The 23139-nt window shown below is 71.2% G+C and carries 27 protein-coding genes and 1 tRNA gene; 10 read left to right on the top strand and 18 right to left on the bottom strand.

Features of this window, described 5'->3' with window-relative positions:
- Window positions 1-76 precede the first annotated feature (76 nt).
- Together miv_RS05755 and miv_RS05750 are read left to right on the top strand one after the other, a co-directional pair.
- Window positions 77-679 carry a DUF433 domain-containing protein gene (locus miv_RS05755; protein WP_058619497.1) on the top strand — a complete coding sequence of 201 codons (603 nt, stop codon included), beginning with the start codon at window positions 77-79 and terminating at the stop codon, window positions 677-679.
- Window positions 680-1030 carry a PIN domain-containing protein gene (locus tag miv_RS05750; protein WP_207181827.1) on the top strand — a complete coding sequence of 117 codons (351 nt, stop codon included), beginning with the start codon at window positions 680-682 and terminating at the stop codon, window positions 1028-1030. It begins immediately after the preceding gene.
- 133 nt (window positions 1031-1163) lie between these two features.
- Here the strand turns inward: miv_RS05750 and gp17 are convergent, their stop codons facing one another.
- Both gp17 and miv_RS05740 read right to left on the bottom strand, forming a co-directional pair.
- A complete protein-coding gene (gene gp17, locus miv_RS05745; RefSeq protein ID WP_207181823.1) occupies window positions 1164-1469 on the bottom strand; it encodes a tail completion protein gp17 in 306 nt (101 codons plus the stop codon).
- A 503-nt stretch (window positions 1470-1972) separates the two neighbouring features.
- Window positions 1973-2293, bottom strand: a complete 321-nt coding sequence (locus tag miv_RS05740) for a hypothetical protein (protein WP_207181821.1) — start codon at window positions 2291-2293, stop codon at window positions 1973-1975.
- Window positions 2294-2515: 222 nt separating this feature from the next.
- On the opposite strand from miv_RS05740, the gene miv_RS05735 reads away from it, so the two are divergent.
- Window positions 2516-2848, top strand: a complete 333-nt coding sequence (locus tag miv_RS05735) for a hypothetical protein (protein WP_207181818.1) — start codon at window positions 2516-2518, stop codon at window positions 2846-2848.
- Window positions 2849-3126: 278 nt separating this feature from the next.
- Here the strand turns inward: miv_RS05735 and miv_RS05730 are convergent.
- Window positions 3127-3216 (bottom strand) — tRNA-Ser (locus miv_RS05730).
- A gap of 300 nt (window positions 3217-3516) precedes the next feature.
- Between miv_RS05730 and miv_RS05725 the strand changes: the two genes are divergently transcribed.
- Window positions 3517-3906 carry a response regulator gene (locus miv_RS05725; RefSeq protein ID WP_058618168.1) on the top strand — a complete coding sequence of 130 codons (390 nt, stop codon included), beginning with the start codon at window positions 3517-3519 and terminating at the stop codon, window positions 3904-3906.
- 34 nt (window positions 3907-3940) lie between these two features.
- Here miv_RS05725 and miv_RS33185 read toward each other — a convergent pair whose 3' ends face one another.
- The 5 genes from miv_RS33185 to miv_RS05700 form a co-directional block, all read right to left on the bottom strand.
- Complete coding sequence (locus tag miv_RS33185) at window positions 3941-4078, bottom strand: hypothetical protein (RefSeq protein WP_244748887.1); 138 nt, start codon at window positions 4076-4078, stop codon at window positions 3941-3943.
- Window positions 4079-4320: 242 nt separating this feature from the next.
- Window positions 4321-4527: a hypothetical protein gene (locus miv_RS05715; RefSeq protein ID WP_207181813.1), complete on the bottom strand. Its 207-nt coding sequence runs from the start codon at window positions 4525-4527 to the stop codon at window positions 4321-4323.
- Window positions 4528-4645: 118 nt separating this feature from the next.
- On the bottom strand, window positions 4646-5662 hold the full coding sequence (locus miv_RS05710) for an ABC transporter substrate-binding protein (RefSeq protein ID WP_048426678.1): 1017 nt from the start codon (window positions 5660-5662) through the stop codon (window positions 4646-4648).
- Window positions 5663-5751: 89 nt separating this feature from the next.
- A complete protein-coding gene (locus miv_RS05705; protein ID WP_058618172.1) occupies window positions 5752-6606 on the bottom strand; it encodes an ABC transporter permease in 855 nt (284 codons plus the stop codon).
- A gap of 92 nt (window positions 6607-6698) precedes the next feature.
- Complete coding sequence (locus miv_RS05700) at window positions 6699-7469, bottom strand: ABC transporter ATP-binding protein (RefSeq protein WP_207181811.1); 771 nt, start codon at window positions 7467-7469, stop codon at window positions 6699-6701.
- A 141-nt stretch (window positions 7470-7610) separates the two neighbouring features.
- Here miv_RS05700 and miv_RS05695 point away from each other — a divergent pair, with 141 nt between their 5' ends.
- From miv_RS05695 to miv_RS05680, 4 genes are all read left to right on the top strand, one after another.
- Window positions 7611-8288: a response regulator transcription factor gene (locus tag miv_RS05695; protein WP_207181809.1), complete on the top strand. Its 678-nt coding sequence runs from the start codon at window positions 7611-7613 to the stop codon at window positions 8286-8288.
- Window positions 8285-9670, top strand: a complete 1386-nt coding sequence (locus miv_RS05690) for a sensor histidine kinase (RefSeq protein ID WP_207181807.1) — start codon at window positions 8285-8287, stop codon at window positions 9668-9670. Before miv_RS05695 ends, miv_RS05690 begins: the two co-directional genes overlap by 4 nt.
- On the top strand, window positions 9667-10785 hold the full coding sequence (locus miv_RS05685) for an ABC transporter substrate-binding protein (RefSeq protein ID WP_207181805.1): 1119 nt from the start codon (window positions 9667-9669) through the stop codon (window positions 10783-10785). The genes miv_RS05690 and miv_RS05685 overlap by 4 nt, the downstream gene beginning before the upstream one ends.
- Window positions 10786-10915: 130 nt before the next feature.
- Window positions 10916-11071, top strand: a complete 156-nt coding sequence (locus tag miv_RS05680; RefSeq protein ID WP_165602118.1) for a hypothetical protein — start codon at window positions 10916-10918, stop codon at window positions 11069-11071.
- 30 nt (window positions 11072-11101) lie between these two features.
- Here miv_RS05680 and miv_RS05675 read toward each other — a convergent pair whose 3' ends face one another.
- The 3 genes from miv_RS05675 to purM all read right to left on the bottom strand — a co-directional run bounded on the left by miv_RS05675 (window position 11102) and on the right by purM (window position 13405).
- Window positions 11102-11458: a VanZ family protein gene (locus miv_RS05675; RefSeq protein WP_048426644.1), complete on the bottom strand. Its 357-nt coding sequence runs from the start codon at window positions 11456-11458 to the stop codon at window positions 11102-11104.
- Window positions 11459-11672: 214 nt separating this feature from the next.
- On the bottom strand, window positions 11673-12332 hold the full coding sequence (gene purN, locus miv_RS05670; RefSeq protein ID WP_207181804.1) for a phosphoribosylglycinamide formyltransferase: 660 nt from the start codon (window positions 12330-12332) through the stop codon (window positions 11673-11675).
- The gene (gene purM, locus miv_RS05665) at window positions 12329-13405 is read right to left on the bottom strand and encodes a phosphoribosylformylglycinamidine cyclo-ligase (protein ID WP_207181803.1); all 1077 of its coding nucleotides are present in this window, start codon (window positions 13403-13405) and stop codon (window positions 12329-12331) included. The genes purN and purM overlap by 4 nt, the downstream gene beginning before the upstream one ends.
- A gap of 101 nt (window positions 13406-13506) precedes the next feature.
- Between purM and miv_RS05660 the strand changes: the two genes are divergently transcribed.
- On the top strand, window positions 13507-14079 hold the full coding sequence (locus miv_RS05660) for a CDP-alcohol phosphatidyltransferase family protein (protein ID WP_207181802.1): 573 nt from the start codon (window positions 13507-13509) through the stop codon (window positions 14077-14079).
- 15 nt (window positions 14080-14094) lie between these two features.
- Here the strand turns inward: miv_RS05660 and miv_RS05655 are convergent, their stop codons facing one another.
- The 4 genes from miv_RS05655 to miv_RS05640 form a co-directional block, all read right to left on the bottom strand.
- Entirely contained in the window at window positions 14095-14421 is a 327-nt protein-coding gene (locus tag miv_RS05655; RefSeq protein ID WP_207181801.1) for a hypothetical protein, read from the bottom strand.
- 104 nt (window positions 14422-14525) lie between these two features.
- The gene (locus tag miv_RS05650) at window positions 14526-15371 is read right to left on the bottom strand and encodes a class I SAM-dependent methyltransferase (protein WP_207181800.1); all 846 of its coding nucleotides are present in this window, start codon (window positions 15369-15371) and stop codon (window positions 14526-14528) included.
- Window positions 15368-16432 (bottom strand): lysylphosphatidylglycerol synthase domain-containing protein, encoded by a 1065-nt coding sequence (locus tag miv_RS05645; protein WP_207181799.1) that lies wholly within the window; start codon window positions 16430-16432, stop codon window positions 15368-15370. The genes miv_RS05650 and miv_RS05645 overlap by 4 nt, the downstream gene beginning before the upstream one ends.
- 162 nt (window positions 16433-16594) lie before the next feature.
- The gene (locus tag miv_RS05640; protein ID WP_048426651.1) at window positions 16595-17482 is read right to left on the bottom strand and encodes an alpha/beta hydrolase; all 888 of its coding nucleotides are present in this window, start codon (window positions 17480-17482) and stop codon (window positions 16595-16597) included.
- A gap of 204 nt (window positions 17483-17686) precedes the next feature.
- Between miv_RS05640 and miv_RS05635 the strand changes: the two genes are divergently transcribed.
- On the top strand, window positions 17687-18298 hold the full coding sequence (locus miv_RS05635; protein ID WP_244748886.1) for a GNAT family N-acetyltransferase: 612 nt from the start codon (window positions 17687-17689) through the stop codon (window positions 18296-18298).
- 37 nt (window positions 18299-18335) lie between these two features.
- Here miv_RS05635 and ppx read toward each other — a convergent pair whose 3' ends face one another.
- The 3 genes from ppx to miv_RS05620 form a co-directional block, all read right to left on the bottom strand.
- Window positions 18336-19871, bottom strand: a complete 1536-nt coding sequence (ppx, locus tag miv_RS05630) for an exopolyphosphatase (RefSeq protein ID WP_048426652.1) — start codon at window positions 19869-19871, stop codon at window positions 18336-18338.
- 64 nt (window positions 19872-19935) lie between these two features.
- Entirely contained in the window at window positions 19936-22290 is a 2355-nt protein-coding gene (locus miv_RS05625; protein ID WP_420865489.1) for an RNA degradosome polyphosphate kinase, read from the bottom strand.
- Window positions 22291-22411: 121 nt separating this feature from the next.
- Window positions 22412-23131, bottom strand: a complete 720-nt coding sequence (locus miv_RS05620) for a P-loop NTPase family protein (protein WP_207181797.1) — start codon at window positions 23129-23131, stop codon at window positions 22412-22414.
- Between the last annotated feature and the right edge of the window lie 8 nt (window positions 23132-23139).

The raw sequence follows: 23139 nt of genomic DNA, 5'->3' as shown, positions 1-23139 counted from the left end.
ACGCTCGGAGCGGTGCCCGAGGGAGCTTGCGTCGGTACTAATGCGACCCTATCTCAGGGGTCGTATTGGATGTCGCATGAGCAGCCCCGAGATCTACCCGCTCCCGAAGGCCGCCTTCGTTCTGCGCGAGCCCGTCCGGGAGGTTCGGCGGACCGTCGAGCGCAAGCACGTCGATTGCCAGCTGGTCTCCTACGGCGGCCGCAAGGTCCGCGCGCTGGACCACAAGACGCTGGTCTTCCTCAGCTGGGCACGGGACCACCGCGACGACCTGAATGCGGCGCTCTGGGGCAAGCTCTACGCGGCCCTGCAGCAGCATGCCGAGCTGCCGACCCATCTCGAGGCCGGCGTCTTCCGGGCCTCGCTGGACGAGGCCGCGCAGCAGGTCGATGACCGCCTGCAGGCCTTGCGGGACCTGGAGACGTCCGTCGAGCATGACGCCAAGGGCGACGTCGTCCTCAAAGGCACGCGGGTCGAGGTCCATCGCCTCGCCGCGCTCCTCGACGGCGGAATGGCGATCGAGGACGTGCTCCGGGACTATCCCAGCCTGAGCCGGGACCAGCTCGCCTTCGCCGAGGCCTATGCCGCCGCCCATCCCAAGGCGGGGCGCCCCTATCCGAAGCTGACGGCGAAGGCGGCCCTCGCGCAGGCCGACCTGAGCGCCTTGGACCTCGACGATTAGGTGCTGACCTACCTCCTCGACACCGACGTCATCAGCAAGCGGGGCGGCCCGAACGGCAAGGCCATCCGCCGCTGGCTCGCGAGCATTGACGACAACGCGCTCGCGATCAGTGCCATCACGGTCTTCGAGATCGCGCGGGGCGTGCAGAAGAAGCGGGATGCCGGCGATGCCGCTGTGGCTGCGACGCTTCAGGCGGCCCTGGATGCGCTCAAGGAGGGCTTTGCCGGCCGGATCCTGCCCGTCGACGGCGACGTGGCGGAGGCCTGGGGCCGGCCGCCGGCTTGGATCGCCCGCAATGGATGGATCGGGGCCAGGTCGCCACCGCGATGCGGCACGGTCTCGTTCTCGTGACCTGCAACGCGAAGGACACGAAGGGCCGGGGCGTTGCCGTGATCAGCCCCGACCGCGAGACCCCGGGCCGCTGGGCGCCCGACGGAAGCGAAATCCGGTGATCCGCGCCCGTCCGGTCGCGTGAGGGCTGCCGCTACGCATCGAGCATCAGCGCGGCGACGTCGAAGAACACGGCCTTGACGGTGAGCGGGCTGATCACGTCGCCGGCCTGGCGCACGCTCAAGCGGTCGCAGAACCCGCCCTCGGCGGGCTCGAACCCCTCGACGGCCCGCATGCCCGCCCGGGCGAGACTCCAGGCCTGGTCGCGGTCGAAGGCTGCCGACTCGATGAAGATCCGCAGACGCAAATCCCAGGCCGGCAGGCCGCCCACCTCGATGCGGGTCGCGTTGAGCGGCCCGTGGACGCCTGTCTCCAAGTCGAGGAGGCCGATGATGGGCATGTGGTTACGCGGCTGTTCAGCGAGATGCTGCACCGCAGGCAGGCCCCGTTCCCCGCCCAAGCATGTCGGAAGCCGGGTTTGCAGCGGCGGTGAGGAAACCCCCACTGCCGCATGTGCAACCTGATCGGTCCAATAGGTCCTGCCCTACGGGACCGACGACCCCGCCCCCATCCCGACCGTCGCGATCCGCGTGCCGACGATCGTGCGCGGCACGACCTGGACGGTGTTGATCAAGAAGGTCTCGCTGCCGACTACGGCCCGCAGCTCGTGCCCCATGCCTACCCCGGCGCCGCGGCCGGTCCTTGCCGTCCAGGTCGTGACGATCGCGACCGGGGACCCGTTCCGGCTCCTGGCCGACGCACGCTCGCGGGGTCCACCCGGTAACCCCGTAATTTTGCAGGGCCACGACGTAGACCGGCGCTCGCGGGACCCGCCCGCGCTTACCGCGTCCGCACTCGGCCTTGCCCGAAGACTTGCTCGAAGGTGAGGTCCCCGAACACGAACTACCGGCTCTGGCCGTTGCTGAGCACCACGATCGCCGATCCGGTCATGAAGCCGGCCTGCCGTGTCACGACCGCCTCGCCCCGCACCCGGGCGCCGCAGGTCACCGGGATCACGATCGTCGGGTTGGGATCGCGCACCGACCATGTGCCGGTGCAGCGGATCGACCCCGGGAAGGCCGCCCAGAACTCGCTTACGCCATTGTTGTAGCCCGTGGCCTGCCCAGCCGCGGCGTTGCCGTTCGTGAGTTGCCCCGTGATCGGGATGGCGGAGATCGGTGCTGGTGCCGGCTGAGCGCTCGCGGGCGCGCGTGCTGAGATCATGAGGCGGCAGCGGTAAGGAATGCGAGCTTTTTCATCCGCCGCGGGTAGCGGGCGGCGTTCCGGTTGTCGCCATGGCAAAGGATAGATCTTGTGCGATTCGCATCAAGCACAAATGCAAAAGTAAGTCAGCAATGACTTTTGCGCATAAGTTTGCCTTGTGATTGATTTTCTTGCGTCTCACGTGCTTTTTCCCCAAATGCACATTGCGAGCGAAGGCAGAAAATGCACGCCCATCTTCACGTTAAATATCTCGAAATCCAATCGCGTGCCGATCTTTGGGGTGGTCTACTGATTCGCAATCGTTACGTTGATGGCGCCGAAGATGTAACGTTCGGTGGGCATCCGCAGCTTGGTATCGGCATCGTCAGTCACTATGGTTTCGAGAATTGCACGCGGTGGATAACGCGCGAGCCGATCGACTCCATAGCTGCTATCGCAGGAGCAGTTTCTGTCAGACCATCATTCGCGATAGAGGATGGCGGTCCGGTTGCTATTGCGCACCGAATCACATCTGTAGCAACATACTGGATCATGCGCGATCAATGGACTTCATGAAGACCGATTCGATCGCGTGGGACCCTTCGCCGGTCGAGTGCATCAGGGTCGAAGGCGAGACCGAATGCGGCTGGGGCCTCGCGGTTGTCGTCCTGACCATCAAGCAGAACGAAAGGCGAGCTGAGGCAGAGAAGCGCGATGCCGAGGCAGCCCATGCGCGAGAGCGCCCAAAGCGTCCGGCCGTCGCTAGCTCGGCTACACATCCAGAACCATAATCGCACTACAAAGCGCGACACGAATGCCAAGCTAACCGCTTCAAATACAAGGGAAAATTCAATTGGCGGAGAGAGAGGGATTCGAACCCTCGATACGGTTGCCCGTATACACGCGTTCCAGGCGTGCGCCTTCAACCACTCGGCCACCTCTCCGGGCCAGATCCGCGGGGCGCCGGGGCGCCCGTGCAGGTCGGGTGCCGTCCTCTAGCGGGGCTGGGGCCGCGGCGCAAGCGCGAGATCGTCGGAGCGGCGAATTCCTCTCGTGCGCGCCGACACCGCATGTCTCGCGACGCCGCCGCTGCAACCGGTGCAGGGTATCGGCCGTTTCGATCAACGGCCGGCGCGTGGGTGTCGGCCGGCCGGGAGCGGCCGAGCGACACCAGGAGCCCTCCGGACCCCGCGCCGCTCCCGGGCGGTCGTCCGGACGGGGCACGACCGGCAAGGACAGGCGACGTGGGAAACGACACCGTGAATGCCAAGGACGAGCGGCCCGTGGTCCTGGTGGTCGAGGACGAGGCGCTGACGATCATGGATCTCAGCGACGTGCTGGATGCGGCCGGCTACGAGGCGTTGCAATCGGCCTCGGCCGAGCGGGCCCTCGGGTTGCTGACCGCCCGCACCGACATCGTCGCGCTGATCACGGATGTGGAGCTGTCGGGCAAGACGGACGGGTTCGATCTGGCCCGCGCGGCGGCGCAGATGCGGCCCGATCTGCCGATCGTCGTGGTATCGGGGCGCAGCAAGCCGGACCCGGACCGGATGCCCGACCATGCTCGCTTCGTCGCGAGGCCCTGCCGCGGCGACGACATTCTCGAAGTGCTCGGGACCCTGATGGCGCCTTGAAGCGCGGCAGGGGTCGGGACGAGGGCCGGTCGGCTCAGGGCGGGGTGACGGGGGCGCCTTGCGGCTGCGGCTGCGGCTCGGCGAGCCAGACCTCGACCGGGGCGCAGGCCGGCCCGAAATCGAGGATCAGGTTGCGCAGCCGTCGCCCCGGATGGCCCGGCTCGCTGGGCATGTCGACGGTCTCTCCCACGGCCCGCAGGACACCCTCAATCCTGCGTCGACCCAGGGTCAGGCTGACGGGCGTCCCGCTACAGGTGTCCACGCTTCCTCTCCTCTCACTGTCAACCGGACAACGCCGAGCGGGAGGGCGTGGTCCATTCCCGAGTCGATCACGGTTACGGCTTGGTCACCCGCGTGTGCGACTCGCGAGCCTGCACTTCGAGGTTGTGTCCCCGACGGCGTGACCTGCTTTCCTCAGGCTTGGCGGGCCTTCAAGGCGCGCAGGCGGTGCGCGCCCGTCTCGGCCGGGGTGCCGGGCGGGGAGAGGCGGCGTTCGATCGCCTCGAACTGGCGGCTCTGAGCCTTCAGGAGGAGGCGCAGGGCCGCGATGCTGGCCTGGAGATCCCGGGCATCCTCGAGGGGATCGAGGGTCGGTGGGGCGGTCGTCGCGTGAGTCGGCATGGCCTCCATCACGGACTGACAGGCTTAACCGGAGGTTAAAAAACCCCGCCGCGCGGGCGCGCGGCGGGGCTGCGATGTGACTATAGTCCGCTCTCTCGGGCCGCTTTGCGGACCGTCCTCAGCTGCCGGCGCGGTCGCGCAGGGCCGGGATGAACAGCTCCTGCCAGGTGGCGGGCTTGGTCTTCATGATGCCGGCCCGGTTCATGAAGGTGACGAACTCCATGATGCCGTGCGGGGTCGCCGAGAACTTGCTGTCGGGATCCTCGAGGATCTGGGCGACCTCCTGGGGCGACACCTTCACCTTCGAGGCGCGGGCGAAGATCTCGGCGGTCTCGGCCTTGTTGGTGGTGATGAAGTCGCAGGCCTCGTCGAGGGCGGCCAGGAAGGCCTGGGTGGTCTTCGGGTTCGCCTCGGTGAAGCGTTTGAGCGCGAACACCACGTCGAGAGTGATGTTGCCGAAGATCTGCGACGCCTTGAGGATCGTGCGGACCTTCGGGTCGGCGCGCTCGACGTTGGTGAAGGGCGGCGAGGCGAAATGGCCGACGATCTCGGTCTTGCCGGACAGCAGCGCCGCGACCGCCTCGGGGTGGGGCAGGCCGACGGTGCTCGAATCGAGCTTGGTGTAGTTCTCCGGCCCGAACTGCTTGGCCACCGCCATCTGCAGCACCACCGCGGCGAGCGAGGTCTTGATGCCGGGAATCGCGATCTTGTCCTTCGGGGTGAAGTCGGCGAGGGACTTGATCTCCGGCTTGTTGACGTTGAGGTCGAGGGCGGTGGCCGACATGCCCGAGACGCCGATCACCTCGGTCTTCGGGCTGCCGCGGCCCTTCGACCACAGGGCGAGGAACCCCGGTGCGCCGGTGCCGGCGATGTCGAGCGAGCCGGCGATCATCGCGTCGTTGATGACGTTGCCGCCGTCGAGCGTCAGCCAGGTCACCTTGACGTCGCCGAGCCCCGCCTTGGCGGCCTGGGCCTCCAGGAACTTCTTCTCCTGCATCACGAAGAGCGGCAGGTAGAGGACGCCGTAGCCCTTCGAGATGCGGATCTCCGAGACCTCGGCGCGGGCCGGGGCGAAGCCGAGCGACAGCGCCAGGGCGGCGCCGGCGGCGAGGCCGAGGAGCTTGCGTGCGAACATGAGGGTCCTCCCGGTTTCGTGGTTCTTGTCGTGGTTCTCGCGGGGCATCTCTGCCCCCTGGGCCGCGGGAGGTCCAGGGGGCGTCGGCGTCAGTGCTGCATGCCCCAGCGGCGGATCGTCTTCTTCTCGATGTTGGCGAAGATCACGTTCTCGACGAAGAGGCCGATCATGATGACGGTGAACAGGCCGGCGAAGACGTTGGTGGTCTCGAGCGCGTTGCGGTTCTCGAAGATGTACCAGCCGAGCCCGCCCGAGCCCGAGGAGACGCCGAAGACCAGCTCCGCGGCGATCAGCGTGCGCCAGGCGAAGGCCCAGCCGACCTTGAGGCCGGTGAGGATCGAGGGGAAGGCCGCCGGGATCAGGATCGCCCGCACCAGGGACAGGTTGCGCAGGCCGTAGTTCAGCCCGACCATCCGCAGCGTGTTCGAGACCGAGCGGAAGCCCGCATGGGTGTTGAGCGCGATCGCCCACAGCACCGAGTGGACGAGGACGAAGACCACGCTGCCCTGGCCGAGGCCGAACCAGATCAGCGCCAGCGGCAGGAGCGCGATCGCCGGCAGCGGGTTGAACATCGCCGTCAGCGTCTCGAGGAGGTCCGTGCCGATCCGCGAGCCGATGGCCAGCGTGGTCAGCAGCGCCGCCAGGACGATGCCGATGCCGTAGCCGATGGCGAGCGTCTGGAGCGAGACGAGTGCCTTGGTGGGGATCTCGCCGCTCAGGATCGCGGCGGCGAAGGCCTCGACGGTCGCCGAGAAGGTCGGGAACAGCAGCGGGTTGTCGAGCCAGCGCCCGTAGGCCTCCCAGATCACTGCCAGCACCGCGAGGACGACGGCCTTGCGCAACCAGCTCTGGCGGTAGGCGAGCTCGGCGAAGGACAGGCGCTGCTCGACGCTGATGGCGCCCGAGGCGGAGGTCTCGCGGACGATCTCGGGCCGCTGGGCCAGCGGCGGGGAGGCGAGGGGCGAGGAGGCGAGGGGTGGAGCGGAAAGAGGACTGAGGGTGGCGGTCACGGCGTGTCTCCCGGATCTTGTGGTTGTCAGGCGAACAGCATGTCGTTGATGCGGGTCTCGAGGGCGCCCTGCGCGGCGGTGCCCAGCTCCGAGGCCGGCAGGCTGTTCAGCTCCGCCTTGACCTGGCCCGGATGGGGCGAGAGCAGCAGGATGCGGGTGCCGACCTTGATCGCCTCCTCGATCGAGTGGGTGACGAACAGCACCGTGAACCGGGTGTCCTCCCACAGGCGCAGGAGCTCGTCCTGCATCTTGCGGCGGGTCAGCGCGTCGAGGGCCGCGAAGGGCTCGTCCATCAGGAGAATGTCGGGCTCCATCGCCATGCCGCGGGCGATGGCGACGCGCTGCTTCATGCCGCCGGACAGCATGTGGGGGAAGGAATCGGCGAACTTCGCCAGGCCCACCTTCTCGATGTAGGACATCGCCCGGTCCATGGCCTCCGTGCCGGTGGCGCGGCCGCTGGCGGTCAGCGCGAAGGCGACGTTCTGCTTGACCGTCTTCCACGGCAGGAGCTGGTCGAATTCCTGGAAGACCATCATCCGGTCGGGGCCGGGTTCGGTGACCTTGCGGCCCTTGAGCTTGATCTCGCCCTCGACGGGGGTCATGTAGCCGCCGATCGCCTTGAGCAGGGTGGACTTGCCGCAGCCCGACGGCCCGAGAAGGATGTAGCGGTCGCCCGGCATCACCTCGAAATCGACCCGGTAGGTCGCGGTGACCAGATGATCGGTCGTCTTGTACTGGAGCGTGACGCCCTCGACCTGGAGCAGCGGCTCGGGAATGATGGTCGGACGTGCGTTCATGGCGGTGCCTCCCCGGATCTTCGTCGCTTGGCCCGGCTTCCTCGCGGCATGCGCTTGGCCGGGCGTTGGAGCGTGGGGTAGGGTCCGAACCTGTCGCCGACCTGACAGATATCTCCACCGGCCCGACGAAGAGGAACTTTTGTGCGCATCCTGCTCGTTGAGGACACGCGGGACGTCGGCGAGGCCATCGCGGCGCGCCTGCGCGGGCTCGGCCACGCGGTCGACTGGGAGGTGGACGGGGAGGCCGGCGACGCGCTGCTCGCGGTCCAGGCCTACGACCTCGTGATCCTCGACGTGAACCTGCCGGGGCTCGATGGATTCGCCATCCTCAAGCGGCTGCGGGCGCGGCGCGGCCCGGTGCCGGTGCTCGTCCTCACGGCCCGCTCGGAGGTCGACGACCGGGTCGGCGCGCTGGATCTCGGCGCCGACGACTACCTGGTGAAGCCGTTCGACTTCCGCGAGCTGGAGGCTCGGGTCCGTGCCCTCCTGCGCCGCAACAGCGGGCATGCCGACAACGCGCTGATCCTCGGCAACCTGCGCCTCGACCGGGAGGCCCGCAGCGCCAGCGTGGCGGGCGAGGCCCTCGACCTGACGCGGCGCGAATGGACCCTGATCGAGATCCTGGCGGCGCGGCCGGGCCGGATCTTTCCCAAGGGCGAATTGCTGGAGCGGGTCTTCGCCCTCGACGAGGAATCGAGCGAGAACGCCGTCGAGCAGATCGTGGCGCGGTTGCGCCGCAAGCTCGCGGCCGCCGGGGCCCAGGCGGAGATCCGCACCCTGCGCGGGCTCGGCTACCAGGTCGTCGGCCCGGAGGCATGATCCTGCGCGGCTCCTCGCTGTTTGCCCGCCTCGTCGCGGTGCTGGCCCTGGTGCTCGCCGTCGGCGCCGGGCTGCTCCTCGTCGCCGCCTGGGCCTCGGCGCGGCTCGCCGCCGACGAGGCCTACGACCGGCTCCTCGTCGGCGCGGCGCTCCAGATCGCCGAGACCATCGCCAGCGACGGGCGCGAGATCTCGGTCGACCCGCCCTTCTCGGCCTTCGAAACGCTCGGCCTCAGTCCCCGCGACCGGATCTTCTACAAGGTGGTCGATCCCGCCGACCGCCTGCTCACCGGCGACGCCGACCTCGCGGTGCCGGTGGACCGGACCCGCCTCGCCGCCGGACCCGTGCTGCTCGACGCGGAGCATCGCGGCCAGGCGGTGCGGGCGGTGGTGGCCGGGCGCTACGTGCCGGACGTCGCCCAGGCGGGCTTCGCCGCCGTGGTGGTGGCCCAGACCCGCGAGGCGCGAGGTGGGCTCGCCCGGGCGCTCACCGTCAAGGCGAGCCTGATGGTGCTGGCGATGAGCGCGCTGGCGCTCGGCGCCGTGGCGGTGGCGGTGCGCGCCGCCCTGCGGCCGCTGCGCGCCATCGAGGGCGTGCTGGCCGCCCGCGGGCCTAACGACCTCCAGCCCCTCGGCCTCGCCGCCCCGCGGGAGATCCACCTCCTCGTCGCCTCGATCGACCATTTCATGGGCCGGCTGTCGGGCCATGTCGGCGTGATGAAGCGCTTCATCGCGGATGCCGCCCACCAGATCCGCACGCCGCTGACCGCGCTCGCCGCCCAGCTCGATCTCCTGTCGCGCGAGACCGACGAGGGGCGCCGGCGCGATCAGCTCGCCCGCATCCGCGTGCGCACCGCCGAGCTCGGCCACCTCACCAACCAGCTTCTCAACCACGCCATGGTGATCCACCGCGCCCGCTCCGTCGCCTTCGATCCCGTCGACGTGGCGGGTCTCGCCCGGCGCACCCTGATCGAGGCGGTGCAGCAGCAGACCGGGGACCGGGCGGTCGATGTCGGCTACGAGGGACCGGAGGAGGCCGTGACGATCCCGGGCGACGCCATCGCGCTGCGCGAGGCCGTGTCGAACCTGATCCACAACGCCTACAAGCACGGCGCCCGCCGCCGGCTCACCGTCCGGGTCGGGCGCGAGCGCGGCCGGGTGCTGCTGGCGGTGGAGGATGACGGGCCCGGCATCCCGACCGGGGAATGGGCCCGGGTGCGCGAGCCGTTCCGGGCCGCCGCCGGCGGCGCGGTCGGGTCCGGCCTCGGCCTCTCGATCGCCGCCGAGGTCGCGGCGGCCCATGGCGGCGAGATGCGCTTCGAAACCCATTCCGAGCGGGGCTTCTCCGTGATCCTGTGCCTGCCCGACGGAGCCGAGGCATGATCCGCCGCCTCGCCTACGCCCTGGTGCCGCTCCTCGCCCTGCTGGCCGCCGGGGCGGTGCGTGCCGAGGAGGTGAGCCGCTTCCCGGCGAGCGAGCACGAGCGCACCGTTCTGACGATCCGCGCCGCGGCGGATACGGATGCGATGGCGCCGCTGATCCACGACTACCAGCTCCTCTACCCGGACGTGACGGTGGTCTACCACGAATACGTCACCGCCGACCTGTTCGGCGAGGTGGCGGCGGCCTGCGCCTCGGGCCGGGCGGGGCGGGACTACGCCGCCGACGTGGTGATCTCCTCCTCGGTCGATCACCTGATCAAGCTCGCCAACGACGGCTGCGCCCGGGCGCACCGCTCCTTCGAGACCGCCCGCCAGCCCGACTGGGCGGCCTGGCGCGACGAGGTGTTCGGCTTCACCACCGAGCCGGCGGTGATCGCCTACCGGCCCGACCTCGTGCCGCCGGAGGACCTGCCGCACAGCCGGGTCGCCCTCGTCGACCTCCTGCGGCGCAAGCCCGAGGCCTATGCCGGCAAGATCGGCTCCTACGACATCACCCTGTCGGGCATCGGCTACCTGTTCGCCGCCTACGACGCTCGGAGCGCGGCCACCTACGGCCGCCTCGTCGAGGCGTTCGGCCGGGCCGACCTCAAGGTGCGCTGCTGCACAGGCGACCTGATCGCCGACCTCGAGGCCGGGCGCCTCGCCATCGGCTACAACCTGCTCGGCTCCTACGTCTACCGGGCGATGCGGCGGGGCGCCCGGATCGGCCTCGTCGTGCCGCGGGACTACACCCTGGTGCTCAGCCGCGCCGTCCTGGTGCCGGTCACCGCCCGCGCCGTGGGCGACGCCTTCGCGTTCGTGGACTACCTGCTGTCGGCCCGCGGCCAGAGGGTCTCCCGCGAGGAGGCGTTCTTCTTCGACCGCACCGGTCCGCTGCCGCCCGGCGTCGAGGGCCCGCCGAGCTTCGCCACCGCCGGCATCCTGCGGCCGATCACCGTCGGGCCGGTGCTGCTCGCGGTGCAGGACCGGGCGAAGCGCGCCCGCTTCCTCGCCGAGTGGCGCCAGTCGATCGGCGCGGAGGTGCCCCGTGGGGGCCCGCGACGGGAGGAGCCGTGATCCCTTTGGGCGGACCCCGCTCCGAGCCCCTTCGCGCCCGAGCCCCTTCGCGCCCGGGCCGAATCGGCTTAAGGTCGTCGGCCGTGATCCGGCCCCGTCACGAGAGGCCGGACATCGGAGGAAGCATCAGATGCAGGACCCGGTTCGCATCACCGTGCGGCCCGACGGCCGCTACACGCTCTATCGTGGCGAGACGCCGCTGATCTTCGGGCTCAGCCGCGACATGGCGTTCAGCCTCGCCGAGAGCTGCGGCGTCGTCATCGAGCGCGCCTACAGCATCAACTGAACGATCGCGGCGCCTTCCAGGCGCCGCCCCTCATGCTTCGCTGCGGGGATTCAGCCGGGGCCACACCAGCCCGGCAGCCAGCGACGCCGCCGAGCCGAAGCCGCAGCCGACGACCTTCACCATGAAATCGGCGATCCGGCCGTGCCGGGACGGCTCGAGCAACTGGAACGCCTCGAGGGCGCCGGCCGCCGCGACCGTCAGGAGCAGCACCCGCCAGCGGTGGCGCGGATAGCCGAGCGCGAACAGGAAGCCGAGCAGCGCGAAGGCGCCGAACCGCTCGACCGAGACCGGTGCGCCGCTGACCGGCCGGTAGCCGATCGGCGCGACGGTCGCCACCGTGATGGCGGCCAGGATCAGCCAGCCGAGAAGACGAGACGCTCGGGACATGGGAGGCAAGACCCGTGGGAGGCAAGACCCGTGGGAGGCAAGACCCGTGGGAGACGAGACGCGTCCGGGCCTGGACGGCCCGGATTCGGGGGGATCGCGCATGCCCGGTGACAGACCGCGCCGGGCTCCGCAATCCTGGCTCGGAAGGTTTACGATCCCGTCCGGCGACCGTGCGTCGCCGTGCCGGGCAGAGGCTCGGTCGGGCGGGGCGCGGTCAGGCGAAGCTCGGGGCGACCAGCGCGCCCTCGGCAGCCCCGGCCCCTTGCGCGAACACCACCCGGTTGCCATCGAGGCGCGCCCGCCCGCTCGCCACCAGGGCGAGGGCCGCCGGGTAGAGCCGGTGCTCCTGCACCAGCACCCGGGCGCTCAAGGCATGCTCGTCGTCGTCGGGCAGCACCGGCACGGCGGCCTGGGCGACGATCGGGCCGGCATCGAGCTCCGGCACCACGAAATGCACCGTACAGCCGTGGACCCTGACCCCGGCGGCGAGCGCCTGGGCGTGGGTGTGGGTGCCGCGAAACAGCGGCAGCAGGGACGGATGGATGTTGAGCATCCGCCCGGCCCAGGCCTCGACGAACCAGGGCGTCAGCACCCGCATGAAGCCGGCGAGCACCAGGAACTCGACGCCGTGGCGGCGGAGCGCCGCGTCGAGCGCCCGCTCGAAGGCGGCCCGGTCGGAAAAGGCGCGGTGGTCGACCGCCTCGGTGGCGAGGCCGGCTTCCGCCGCCCGGGCGAGGCCCGGCGCGTCCGGCCGGTTCGAGGCGACGAGGACGATCTCGGCCGGGTAGTCGGGCGACTGCGCAGCCTCCAGCAGCGACACCATGTTGGAGCCGCGGCCGGAGATCAGGATCGCGATCTTGGCGCGACGGCTCATAGGGCGAGGCGTCCCGAATAGGTCACCGGGCTCTCGCCCCGCGCGGTGATCTCTCCGAGCCGGACCGGCGCCTCGCCGGCGGCGACGAGAGCCGCGCTCACCGCCTCGGCCTGGGCCGGATCGACCACCACCACCATGCCGATGCCGCAGTTGAAGGTGCGCAGCATCTCGGCCTCGGCGACGTTGCCCTGGCGGGCGAGCCAGCCGAACACCGGCGGCACGCTCACGGCGTCGAGGTCCAGCGCGATGCCGACGCCGTCCGGCAGGACGCGGGGCAGGTTGTCGGGAAAGCCGCCGCCGGTGATGTGGGCGAGCGCCTTGATGGCGCCGTGGCCGGTCGCCCTGAGGGCCGCCAGCAGCGGCTTGACGTAGATGCGGGTCGGCTCGAGCAAAGCCTCGCCGAGGGTCTTGCCCGCCGCGAACGGCGCCGGCGCATCGTAGCCGAGGCCGGAGGCGGCCACGATCCGGCGTACCAGCGAGAACCCGTTCGAGTGCACGCCCGAGGAGGGCAGGCCCAGTACCACGTCGCCGGGCGCGATGCCGGCCACCGGCAGCAGCGCGCCGCGCTCCGCCGCACCGACCGAGAAGCCGGCGAGGTCGTAGTCGGACCCGTCGTAGAGGCCCGGCATCTCGGCGGTCTCGCCGCCGATCAGCGCGCAGCCGGCCTGGCGGCAGCCCTCGGCGATGCCCTTGACGATGTCGGCGCCCACGCCCGGCACCAGCTTGCCGGTGGCGTAGTAGTCGAGGAAGAACAGCGGCTCGGCGCCCTGCACGATGATGTCGTTGACGCACATCGCCACGAGGTCGATGCCGATCGTCGCGTGGCGCCCGGTCTCGATCGCGATCTTGACCTTGGTGCCGACGCCGTCGTTGGCCGCGACCAGGATCGGGTCCTTGAAGCCCGCCGCCTTCAGGTCGAACAGGCCGCCGAAGCCGCCGATCTCCGCATCCGCTCCCGGCCGGCGGGTCGCCCGCACCAGGGGCTTGATCGCCTCGACCATGGCGTTGCCGGCATCGATGTCGACGCCCGCCTCCGCGTAGGTCATCCCGTTCTGGCGCTCGCCCGTCGTCATCCCTCGACCCTTCGCCTCATCCGTCCGCTATTGCGGATGCTCTTAGCCGCTCTTGCCCGCGACCGCGAGTCGGGGCAGCCCGGAGGAATCACGGAGGAGCCATGACGCTGCCGACGGTCCTGTTTCGCGCGCTGCCGAACCTGATCACCGCGGCGCGGCTCGCGCTCGTGCCGGTCGTCGTCGCGGCGATCGCCCGCGAGGCCTGGGGCGCCGCCTTCCTGCTCTTCGCCCTCGCGGGGATCTCGGACGGGATCGACGGGTTCCTCGCCCGCCGCTACAGCCTGGAGACCCGCCTCGGGGCGATCCTCGATCCGCTCGCCGACAAGACCCTGATGCTCGCGGTGCTGGTGAGCCTGACGCTCGCCGGCCTCGTGCCGGCCTGGTTCCCGGCCGTGCTGATCGCCCGCGACGCCCTGGTGGTGCTCGCCGCCGGTCTCGCCCGGCTCGCCGGCAGGCCCCTCGCGACTCCGCCGCTTCTCGTCGGCAAGCTCAACACCGCCTGCCAGATCGCCTTCCTGGCCTGGCTCCTCGGCAGCCGGGCGCTCGGCATCGGGGCCGCAGGGGCGGAAGGTGTGGCGGAAGCGGTGGCGATGGCGGCGCTTGCCGGGCTGTCCGTCGCGTCGGCGGTGGCGCAGGGCGTTTCCGCCATGCGGGGAGGGGCGGCTGCGGTGTGAGGTTCAGGCGAATCGTCAGTTGATCGCGCAGAAGCCGGCGCCCGAGCCGAAGATCCGACCGGTGGTGCACCACGGCTTCGCCGGCACGGGGCTCGGGGCGGGGGCCGGGGCGGCCACGCGCGGAGCGGGCGGCGCGGTGGTGCCGGTCGTCATCGGCTCCGGCCCGTCCGCGGAGGCCGTGCGCAGGCGCGGCGCCTCGGCGGCCGCGGGGGCCGCCGCCGGAGCGGCGTGACTGCGGCCGATGAAGGAGAAACCACCGCCGCGCCGGCCCTTGGCCTCGGCCGGCATCGTCGCCGCGAGGATCCCGAGGGCGGTCAGCCCGAGCATCAGACCCGCACGCATCGCCCCGCCTCCTTTATCCGACGGACGGCATGGTCACAGGCAACCGTTAAGGCGCCGCTCCATCCGATCGGCGGCATTCGAGCGATCCCGGCAATCCACATCCTTCAGCGCTTGCGCAGCCACAGGCTGGTCTCGAACGCGCCGGCCGGCAGGGGCAGGCGGGCGAGGATGCCGTCGAGGGCCCATCCGGTCTGGGCGACGACGTAGCGGCTGGCGAAGAGCGGGGCGTAGGCGCCGCCCTGGAGCAGCGCGCCGACCAGCAATTGCTCGTTGTAGCCGCGCCAGGCCCAGGAGGCCGGGTAGGCGTCGGGCAGGAAGATGTCGTGCAGGTGCACGATCACGCCGGAGCGCAGGCGCGGCAGGACGTCGAGGACCAGCCGGTCGACGTCGGTGCCCGGCATCGCGACGTGGCTCGAATCGACGAACAGGATGTCGCCGGGTTCGAGCGCCGCCGCCTCCTCCGCATCCGCCGGCCCGAACAGCCGCGCCTCGTGGCGCAGGCCGAGACCCGTCAGCGGTGCCCGGGGCGCCGGATCGATGCAGGTGATCGCGGTCGAGAGGCCGCCGTCGCGGACGGCTTGCGCGAGGAAGCGGGTCGAGTGGCCCGAGCCGATCTCGACGATGCGACGGGGCCGCTCGCCCCGCACCAGAGCGTAGGCGGCAGCCGCGTCGAGGCGGGGGAACCAGTCCTGGGTGAAGCGGGCCGGCCGCTCGCCGACGAGGCCGGGGCCGCCGGCCGCGATACGGGCGAGGTCCGGGGCATGCGCCTCGATCTCGGCCAGCACGGCACGGAATGCCGGCTCGGCCTCGACGAAGAGCGGGCGGAGAGCCGGATAGCCCTCCGCCCGCGCCGTACCGGCATGCCGGTACGGGATCAGGAAGCCGCCCGCCGGCAGGCCGAGCAGGGTGCGAAGACCGAGCCCGGCGCGGCGCAGGCGGGTGCGGGTCATACCGCCTTGCGCACCTTCAGGTCGCGCCCCTGCACGTCGCGCAGGTCCGGGGTGACGCCGGGACCGTCGACCGGCGGCGGCGGCACGGTCGCCGGAGACGTCGCCTTGCTGCGCAGGGCGTCGGCGAGGCGGCCGCGCTCGAACAGCAGCACCACGCCGATCGCCAGCGCGAAGGGCACCAGCAGGTAGAACAGGCGGAAGATCAGGACGGCGGCGAGCACGTCGGTCTTCGGAAGATCCGGCATCGCCGTGATGAAGACGAGCTCGAACACCCCGATGCCGCCCGGGGCGTTGGAGACCAGCGCCACCGAGAACGAGGCGAGGAAGACCGCCAGCACCACCAGGAAGCCCGGGTTCCCGGCCTCCGGCAGGGCGAAGTAGATGATGCCGGCGGCGCCCAGGAGCTCGAGCGGGGCGGCGATCAGCTGGCGGCCCATGATGTTGGGGCGCGGATACTCGATCTTGAACGAGCGGATGTGCAGCGGCCGGAAATGCAGGATCGAGCCGATGACGTAGAGCGCCACGAAGCCGAGGAGCCCGAAGCCGACGAGGCGGGCGGTGGTCGGGCTCGCCAGCACCGGCGGCAGGAGGCTCGCCACGCGCTGCAGGAGTTCGGGCTCGAGCACCAGCACCAGGCCGCCGAGGAACGCCGTGCCGAGGCCGAAGGTGAAGGAGCAGAGCGCCACCAGGACCGCCACCTGGGCGGTGGAGAGGCCCTTCGACGTGTAGGCGCGGTAGCGCACCACCGCGCCGGAAAATACCGAGGCGCCGATATTGTGCGACAGCGCGTAGGTGGTGAAGGAGCAGACCGAGACGAAGAGCCAGGAGATGCCCTTCACGCCGAGATGCAGCAGCGCGATCCGGTCGTACCAGGCGAGCGCGCCGTAGGCGACCAGGGTCGAGAGGACGGCGAGAGCGTAGCGGTGCGGCGGGATCGCCGCGAGGCTTGCCTTCACGTCGGCGAAGGACAGGCCCTTCAGCAGGTGCCACAACAGATAGACGGAGACCACGACGGCCCCGAGGCCGATGACCGGCCAGATGAAATCCTTGATCTTCTTCATCGCGGTCCCGTCGCGTCCCCGTTCTCGCGCGCGCTTCTGCCCGACCCTGCGGAGGACCGCAAGGACGGCCCCGCGTCGGCGGCTCCTCCTTTCATGGGATCGTGACGGTTTCGTGCCGGTCCCGAGGCGGAGCCGGGCCGTGTTTCGGCAGCGCGGACGCTGTCACACGCCGCTTGCGTCGAGCCAGTCGAGGAGCAGGCGGGCGACGCCCTCCGAGCCGAGATCGAGCTGCAGGAAGTGGGCGATGCCCGGCACGGTGCGGTGCTCGGCCCCGTGGTAGAGCGCGGTGCGCCAGGTGGTCGCCGGCCAGATCATGCGGTCGTCGGCGCCGCCGAGCACGAGGGCCGGCACCCCGGTGAAGGCCGCCGAGAGCGGCAGCATCGGCCAATGCGCCTCGGCGAGCGCCACCGGGCTCTCGGCCGACATCCGGGCGGCGTAGTTCTGGGCGCGCTCCAGCGGGAGCCCTTCCGAGAACAGCCAGTGCCGGGCGAGGGCCACCGCGGGCTCGCGCCCGGGCAGCAGCGAGCCGGCCAGCGCCTCGACCCAGAACCCCGCATCGGTCATGGCGATGCGGGGGCCGACCACGCCGAGCCCCTCCGGCGGCAGCGAGGCCATCAGGACGAGGCCGCGCAGGGGCACCCGGCCGAGCAGGCGCTGGGCCAGCAGCCCGCCGAGGGAATGCCCGACCAGAACCGGCGGCTCGCCCCATTGCGACAGCGCCAGGGTCAGGTCGGCGAGGTAGTCGGACAGGGTGGCGTCGCGCAAAGCCCGTCCGCCCTGGCTGCGGCCGTGGCCGCGCAGGCTCACCGCGGCGGCGCGGCGACCGCGCCGGGCGAGATGGGGCAGAAAGATCTCCTCGAACATCCAGGCGCCGCCGAAGGCGCCGTGGACGAAGAGCAGGGGGGCGCCGCGGGGCTCGCCCGCCGGCTCGGCCTCGATCCATTCGAGGGCCGGCCCGTCGCGGCGCTCGATCAGGCGGTGCGTGATCCGGGCTTGGGGCTCGGTGACGACGGTGAAGCGGCGTCGATCCCGCGCCTGTGCCTCGTGCATGCCCGTGCCTCTCTCGACGATGCGATGGGCGGTCCGCCGCCAGGGGCCGCGACCGAGCCGTCAGGACACCTAACGGCCGAGCCCGCTTCGCCCAGCCTCGCCGGAGCGAATCGCTGCCCTGTGCCAGCGTCGCACGACAAAGCTTGACACAAGGGAAACGGACCTGCCCCCTCCCGGCATCCGCCACAGGAGACGCCCCCCGCCGTGAGCGACGCCCCGACCGACGACCTCCGCCTGCGCCTCGACGGCTACACCCCGATCCCGCCGACCCACGTCGCCGCCGTGGTGACCTACCTGGAGATGACGGCGCCGCCGGCCCGTCCGTCGCCGGAGTCGCTGCCGCTCGCCCCCATCGGCGCCGATCTCGCCCGCTACCGGGCCCTCTACGCGGCGATCGGCACGCCCTGGCTGTGGTTCGGCCGCGCCGGCATGACGGACGAGGCCCTGACGACGATCCTCGGCGACCCGGCGGTGGAGGCCCTGGCGCTGACCGAGGGCGGGCGCGACATCGGCCTCCTCGAACTCGACCGGAGGACGCCCGGCGAGGTGAACCTCGCCTATTTCGGCCTCGTCCCGGAGGCGGTCGGCAGCGGGCGCGGCCGGCGTCTGATGGACGAGGCGATCCGCCGGGCCTTCGCGCGCCCGATCGGCCGGTTCTGGGTCCATACCTGCACCCTCGACCATCCGGGCGCGGTGGCGTTCTACCAGCGCTCGGGCTTCCGTCCCTACGCGCGCGCGATCGAGGTGGCGCCCGATCCGCGCCTCACCGGCGCGCTGCCCCGCGAGGCCGGGCAGGTGCCGCTCCTCGCCGGGTGAGGCGGGATCCGGGCGGTCTCCCGCCCGGACGCCGGCGTCACGCCGCGATCTCGATCCGCGCCTCGACGCCGAGCAGCCGGCCAAGGCCGCGCAGGCGGTTCGACAGGCGGTCGCTGGCGAGGTCCTTCAGATCCTGCGGCAGGGTGAGGACGATCGCGCCGTCGCGCATCGCGAGCGGCGTGCGCGGCAGGATGCCCTCCATCGCCACCGAGACCGGGAAGGCGACGCGCAGGACCGCACCGAGCAGCCGCGCCTGCTCGAACAGCCGCGGGCCGGCGAGCTGACGCAGCAGCGGGCTCGCCTTCTCGGGAGAGACGCCTTCGTGACGGAAGAACACCGCCACGGCGAGGTAGGCCCGGCCCGGATGGTCGATGCCGACGAAGGAGGCGTGGGCGATGACGTTGAGGCTCTGCTCGCCGCGGTAATCCGGGTGCGTGCGCCAGCCGACATCGGCGAGGAGACAGGCGGCGTGGCGAAGCCGGCGCTCGTCGGCGGTCTCCGGCGTCGACAGGCTCGCCATGAAGGCGTCGGTCCAGGCCTGCAATTCGGGGCCGTGGCCGGGGCTGCGGCAGCGCAGGCGGTTGAGTTCGGCGGCGGCGAGCAGCAGCGGGTCGCGGGCCCGCGCCGCGTCGTCGAGTTTTTCGTAGAGCAGCCCCTCGCGCACGCCGGTCGCCGAGATCGCGATCTCGCGCGGGCGCCCGGAGCGGATCACCTCTTCGAGCACCACCGCCCCGTAGGCCAGCAGCGGCCGGCGTGCCTCGGACACGCTCTCGACGGCGGCGAGCGTCGCGGCGTCGGATTGCTCGACGACCTGCAGGAACGACAGCTCGTCGTTCGGCTCGATCGAGTAGCCGTGCATGACGTGCAGGCGGTAATCCCGCGCTGCCTGGTGCAGGCGGGCGAGCGCCCGCCAGGTGCCGCCGACGGCGTAGAAGGTGCGGCCCTTCAGCGTGTCGAGCTGCGGGCCGGCCTTCTTGAGCGCCTCGGCGGCGATCTTGCGGGCCTTCTTGAGCGAGCCGCCGCTGAGGTCCTGGAGCGCCAGCCCGCCGAGCGGCATGGTCACGCCGCTGCCGACGGCCGAGCCGCGCAGGTCGACGAGTTCGAGGCTGCCGCCACCGAGATCACCCACCACGCCGTCCGGGGCATGGAAGCCCGAGATGATGCCGTAGGCCGACAGCTCTGCCTCGCGCCGCCCCGAGAGAAGCTCGATCGGGTGGCCGCAGGCGGCCTCGGCCGCCTCGAGGAAGGCCGGGCCGTTCTCGGCGTCGCGGGCCGCGGCGGTGGCCAGCACGAAGACCTGGCCGACATGCATCGCCTCGCACAGCACCCGGAAGCGGGCGAGCGCCTGGAGGGCGCGGCGCACCGCCTCCTCGTTGAGGCGGCCGGTGGTCAGCACGTTGCGGCCGAGGCCGCACAGGACCTTCTCGTTGTAGAGCGGCGTCGGCGCCCGGCTGATGCCCGAATAGGCGACCAGCCGGACGGAGTTCGAGCCGATGTCGATGATCGCGACGGGGGCGCCGGGCTCGATCCGGGCGAGCGCGGCTTCGTTGAGGGCGGTCTGATCCAGGCCCATCCAGGTCCTCATGACGGGAGCGCCGCCGGACGGATGGCCCCGGGGACCGGCCCCGGCCGCCGCGTCAGGCGCGCTGGGCGCGCCGGCTGAGCGCGCGCGGACTCGATTTCTTCGATGCCTTCCCGCGCCCCGACAGGCTCGGGTTGGTCATGAAATACTTGTGCGCGTTGAAGGGCTCCTCGCCCTCGGCGGGCTCGATCCGCTCGCTCGCACCCGACGCCAGTACACGCCAGCTCTGCTGGTTGTCGAGGAGATTCGCCATCATGATCTGGTCGAGCACCTGCTGGTGCACGGTCGGGTTGAGGATCGGCAGCATCGCCTCCACCCGGCGATCGAGGTTGCGGCTCATGAGGTCGGCCGACGAGATGTAGACCCGGGCCTTGGGGTGGGGCAGCCCGGCGCCGTTGCCGAAGGCGTAGACCCGGCCGTGCTCCAGGAAGCGCCCGACGATCGACTTGACCCGGATGTTCTCCGACAGGCCGGGCACGCCCGGCCGCAGGCAGCAGATGCCGCGCACGATGCAGTCCACCGGCACGCCGGCCTCGCTGGCGTCGTAGAGCGCGTCGATGATCTGGGTGTCGACGAGGGAGTTGCACTTGATCCAGATCGCCGCCGGCCGCCCCGCCTTGGCGTGCTCGATCTCCTCGGCGATGTGCGCGAGGAGCCGTGCCTTCAGGGTCAGCGGCGAGACCGCCATCCGCTCCAGTTCCGCCGGTTCGGCATAGCCGGTGATGAAGTTGAAGATCCGCGATACGTCGCGGCCGATCACCGGGTCGGCGGTGAAGAACGACAGGTCGGTGTAGATGCGCGCCGTGATCGGGTGGTAGTTGCCGGTGCCGACGTGGCAGTAGCTCACCAGGCGGTCGCCCTCGCGGCGCACCACCATCGAGAGCTTGGCGTGGGTCTTCAGCTCGATGAAGCCGAAGACGACCTGCGCGCCGGCCTTCTCGAGGTTGCGGGCCCAGCGGATGTTGGCTTCCTCGTCGAAGCGTGCCTTCAATTCGACGAGCGCCGTCACCGACTTGCCGGCCTCCGCGGCCTCGGCGAGCGCCGCGACGATGGGGGAGTTGGACGAGGTGCGGTAGAGCGTCTGCTTGATCGCCACCACGTTCGGGTCGCGGGCGGCCTGCGACAGGAACTGCACCACCGAGTCGAACGACTCGTAGGGGTGGTGGACGATGAAGTCCTTCTGGCGGATCGCCGCGAAGCAATCGCCGCCGCTCTCGCGGATGCGCTCGGGGAAGCGCGGGTTGTAGGGTTTGAACTTCAGGTCCGGCCGGTCGATCCCGACGATCTGCGAGAGTTCGTTGAGGGCGAGCATCCCCTCGACCACGAACACGGCGTCGGACGCGATCTCCAGTTCGTCGGCCACGAAGGTGCGCAGGTCCTCCGGCATGGTGGCGACGACCTCGAGCCGGATCACCACGCCGCGGCGGCGCTGCTTCAGCGCCGTCTCGAAGTGGCGCACCAGGTCCTCGGCCTCCTCCTCGATCTCGAGGTCGGAATCGCGCACGACCCGGAAGCCGCCCTGGCCCTTGACCAGGTAGCCCGGGAAGAGGCGGCTCGTGAACAGCACGATCACCTGCTCGATGGCGATGAACCGGGCGGTGCCGGTCTGGCCGAGATCGGGCAGGCGCACGAAGCGGTCGATGATCGAGGGAAGGCGGATCAGCGCCCGCAGCGCCCGGGCGTCCCGCGGCCGCACCAGGGTGAGCGCGATGGTCGAGCCGAGATTCGGGATGAACGGAAAGGGATGGGCCGGATCGATGGCGAGCGGCGTCAGCACCGGGAAGATGTGCTGGAGGAAGTAGTCCTCGAGCCAGGCGGCCTCTTCCGCCGAGAGGTCCATCGCCTCGACGAGGTCGATGCCGTTGTGATGCAGCTCCCCGCGCAACTCGCTCCAGCGCCGCTGCTGGTCGCCGGCGAGCCCGGTGACCTCGGCGTCGATGCGGGCGAGCTGCTCGGCCGGCGACAGGCCGTCGGCGGACGGCGCGGTGAGGCCGGCGCGGACCTGGTCGTGCAGGCCGGCGACCCGGACCATGAAGAACTCGTCGAGGTTGTTGGCCGAGATCGAGAGGAAGCGCAGCTGCTCCAGCAGCGGGTGCCCGGTATTCGAGGCCTCTTCGAGCACCCGGCGGTTGAACTGCAGCCAGGATAATTCGCGGTTGACGTAGCGGCCCGGCTCGTGGCGCAGGGCCCGGCCGGCCTCGACCGCCTCGGCCTTGGCGCGCCGCGCCGCCTCCTGGGTTGGGCCCTTCCCGTCGCTCTCCTTGTCCGCATTCCCTTGCTCGGGGCCTTCCTGCGCGGCCGCCCCGGCCGGGCCGGCCTCGTCGCGGCGGCCATCCGCCACCGTCTCCGGCGTCGCCTCGGTCTCGTCGAGGACCGGGATGGCACTGGTTCCGGCAGCGGTATCCGACACGATGGGACCTCCTTGAAGGGATGCCGGGTCAGGGCCTCCAGCCCTTCCCGGTGACAGGACAGTTTGACATTTGCGTGAAGGACGCCGGATCCGGGCCGTCAAGAGCCCGTCCGGCGCAGGGTCACGTCTCGTCTTCCGGCTCCTCGATCTCGTCGTCCCCGGTGCCTTCCAGGGCCGCCAGCGTCGCGAGGGCGAGCGGCCGGGTGATGCGCCGGCGCCGGCTCAGTCCCTCGCGGTCGAGGACCGCCACCACGTCCCGGGCGCGCGCCAGGGACCGGTCGAGGCGCAGGGCCAGGGCGTCGACGACGCTGGTATCGACGACGAGCTGACGGTCGAGGAAGAGCTTGACCAGCACGACCTTCAGCAGGGCCTCGTCCGGCGGGTCGAGGGCGACGCCGGGGGCGAGCCGCAGGCGCGAGCGCAGGTCGGGGGTGGCGAGGCCCCAGGCCTCCACCGGGCCGGAGCCCGTCACCACCACGCTGAGGCCCCGCTCCCGGACGAGGTTGAGGAGGTGGAACAGCGCGGCCTCGTCGCGGTCCTCCGCCCGGTCGGCATCCTCGATCACCAGGGCGTCGGCCCCGGCGATCTCCGGCACCGCCGCCGCGGTCACGGCGGCGACCGGCAGGACGCGGGCGCCGGAGCGCTCGGCGAAGATCGCCGCGAGATGGCTCTTGCCGCTGCCCGGCGGACCCGTGAGCACGAGGACCCGGTCCGGCCAGTCGGGCCAGGCCTCGATGCGGGCATAGGCTCCCTCGTTGGAGGGGCTGACCAAGAAATCCTCGGAGCCGAAGCGGGCGTCGACCGGCAGGTCGAGGGCGAGCTGGCGCGGCTGGTCTGGCATGCGGGGCG

It is taken from the genome of Methylobacterium indicum (genome assembly GCF_017347565.1).
Classification (GTDB): Bacteria; Pseudomonadota; Alphaproteobacteria; order Rhizobiales; family Beijerinckiaceae; genus Methylobacterium; species Methylobacterium indicum.
This window is presented reverse-complemented; position numbering and strand designations above follow the sequence as displayed.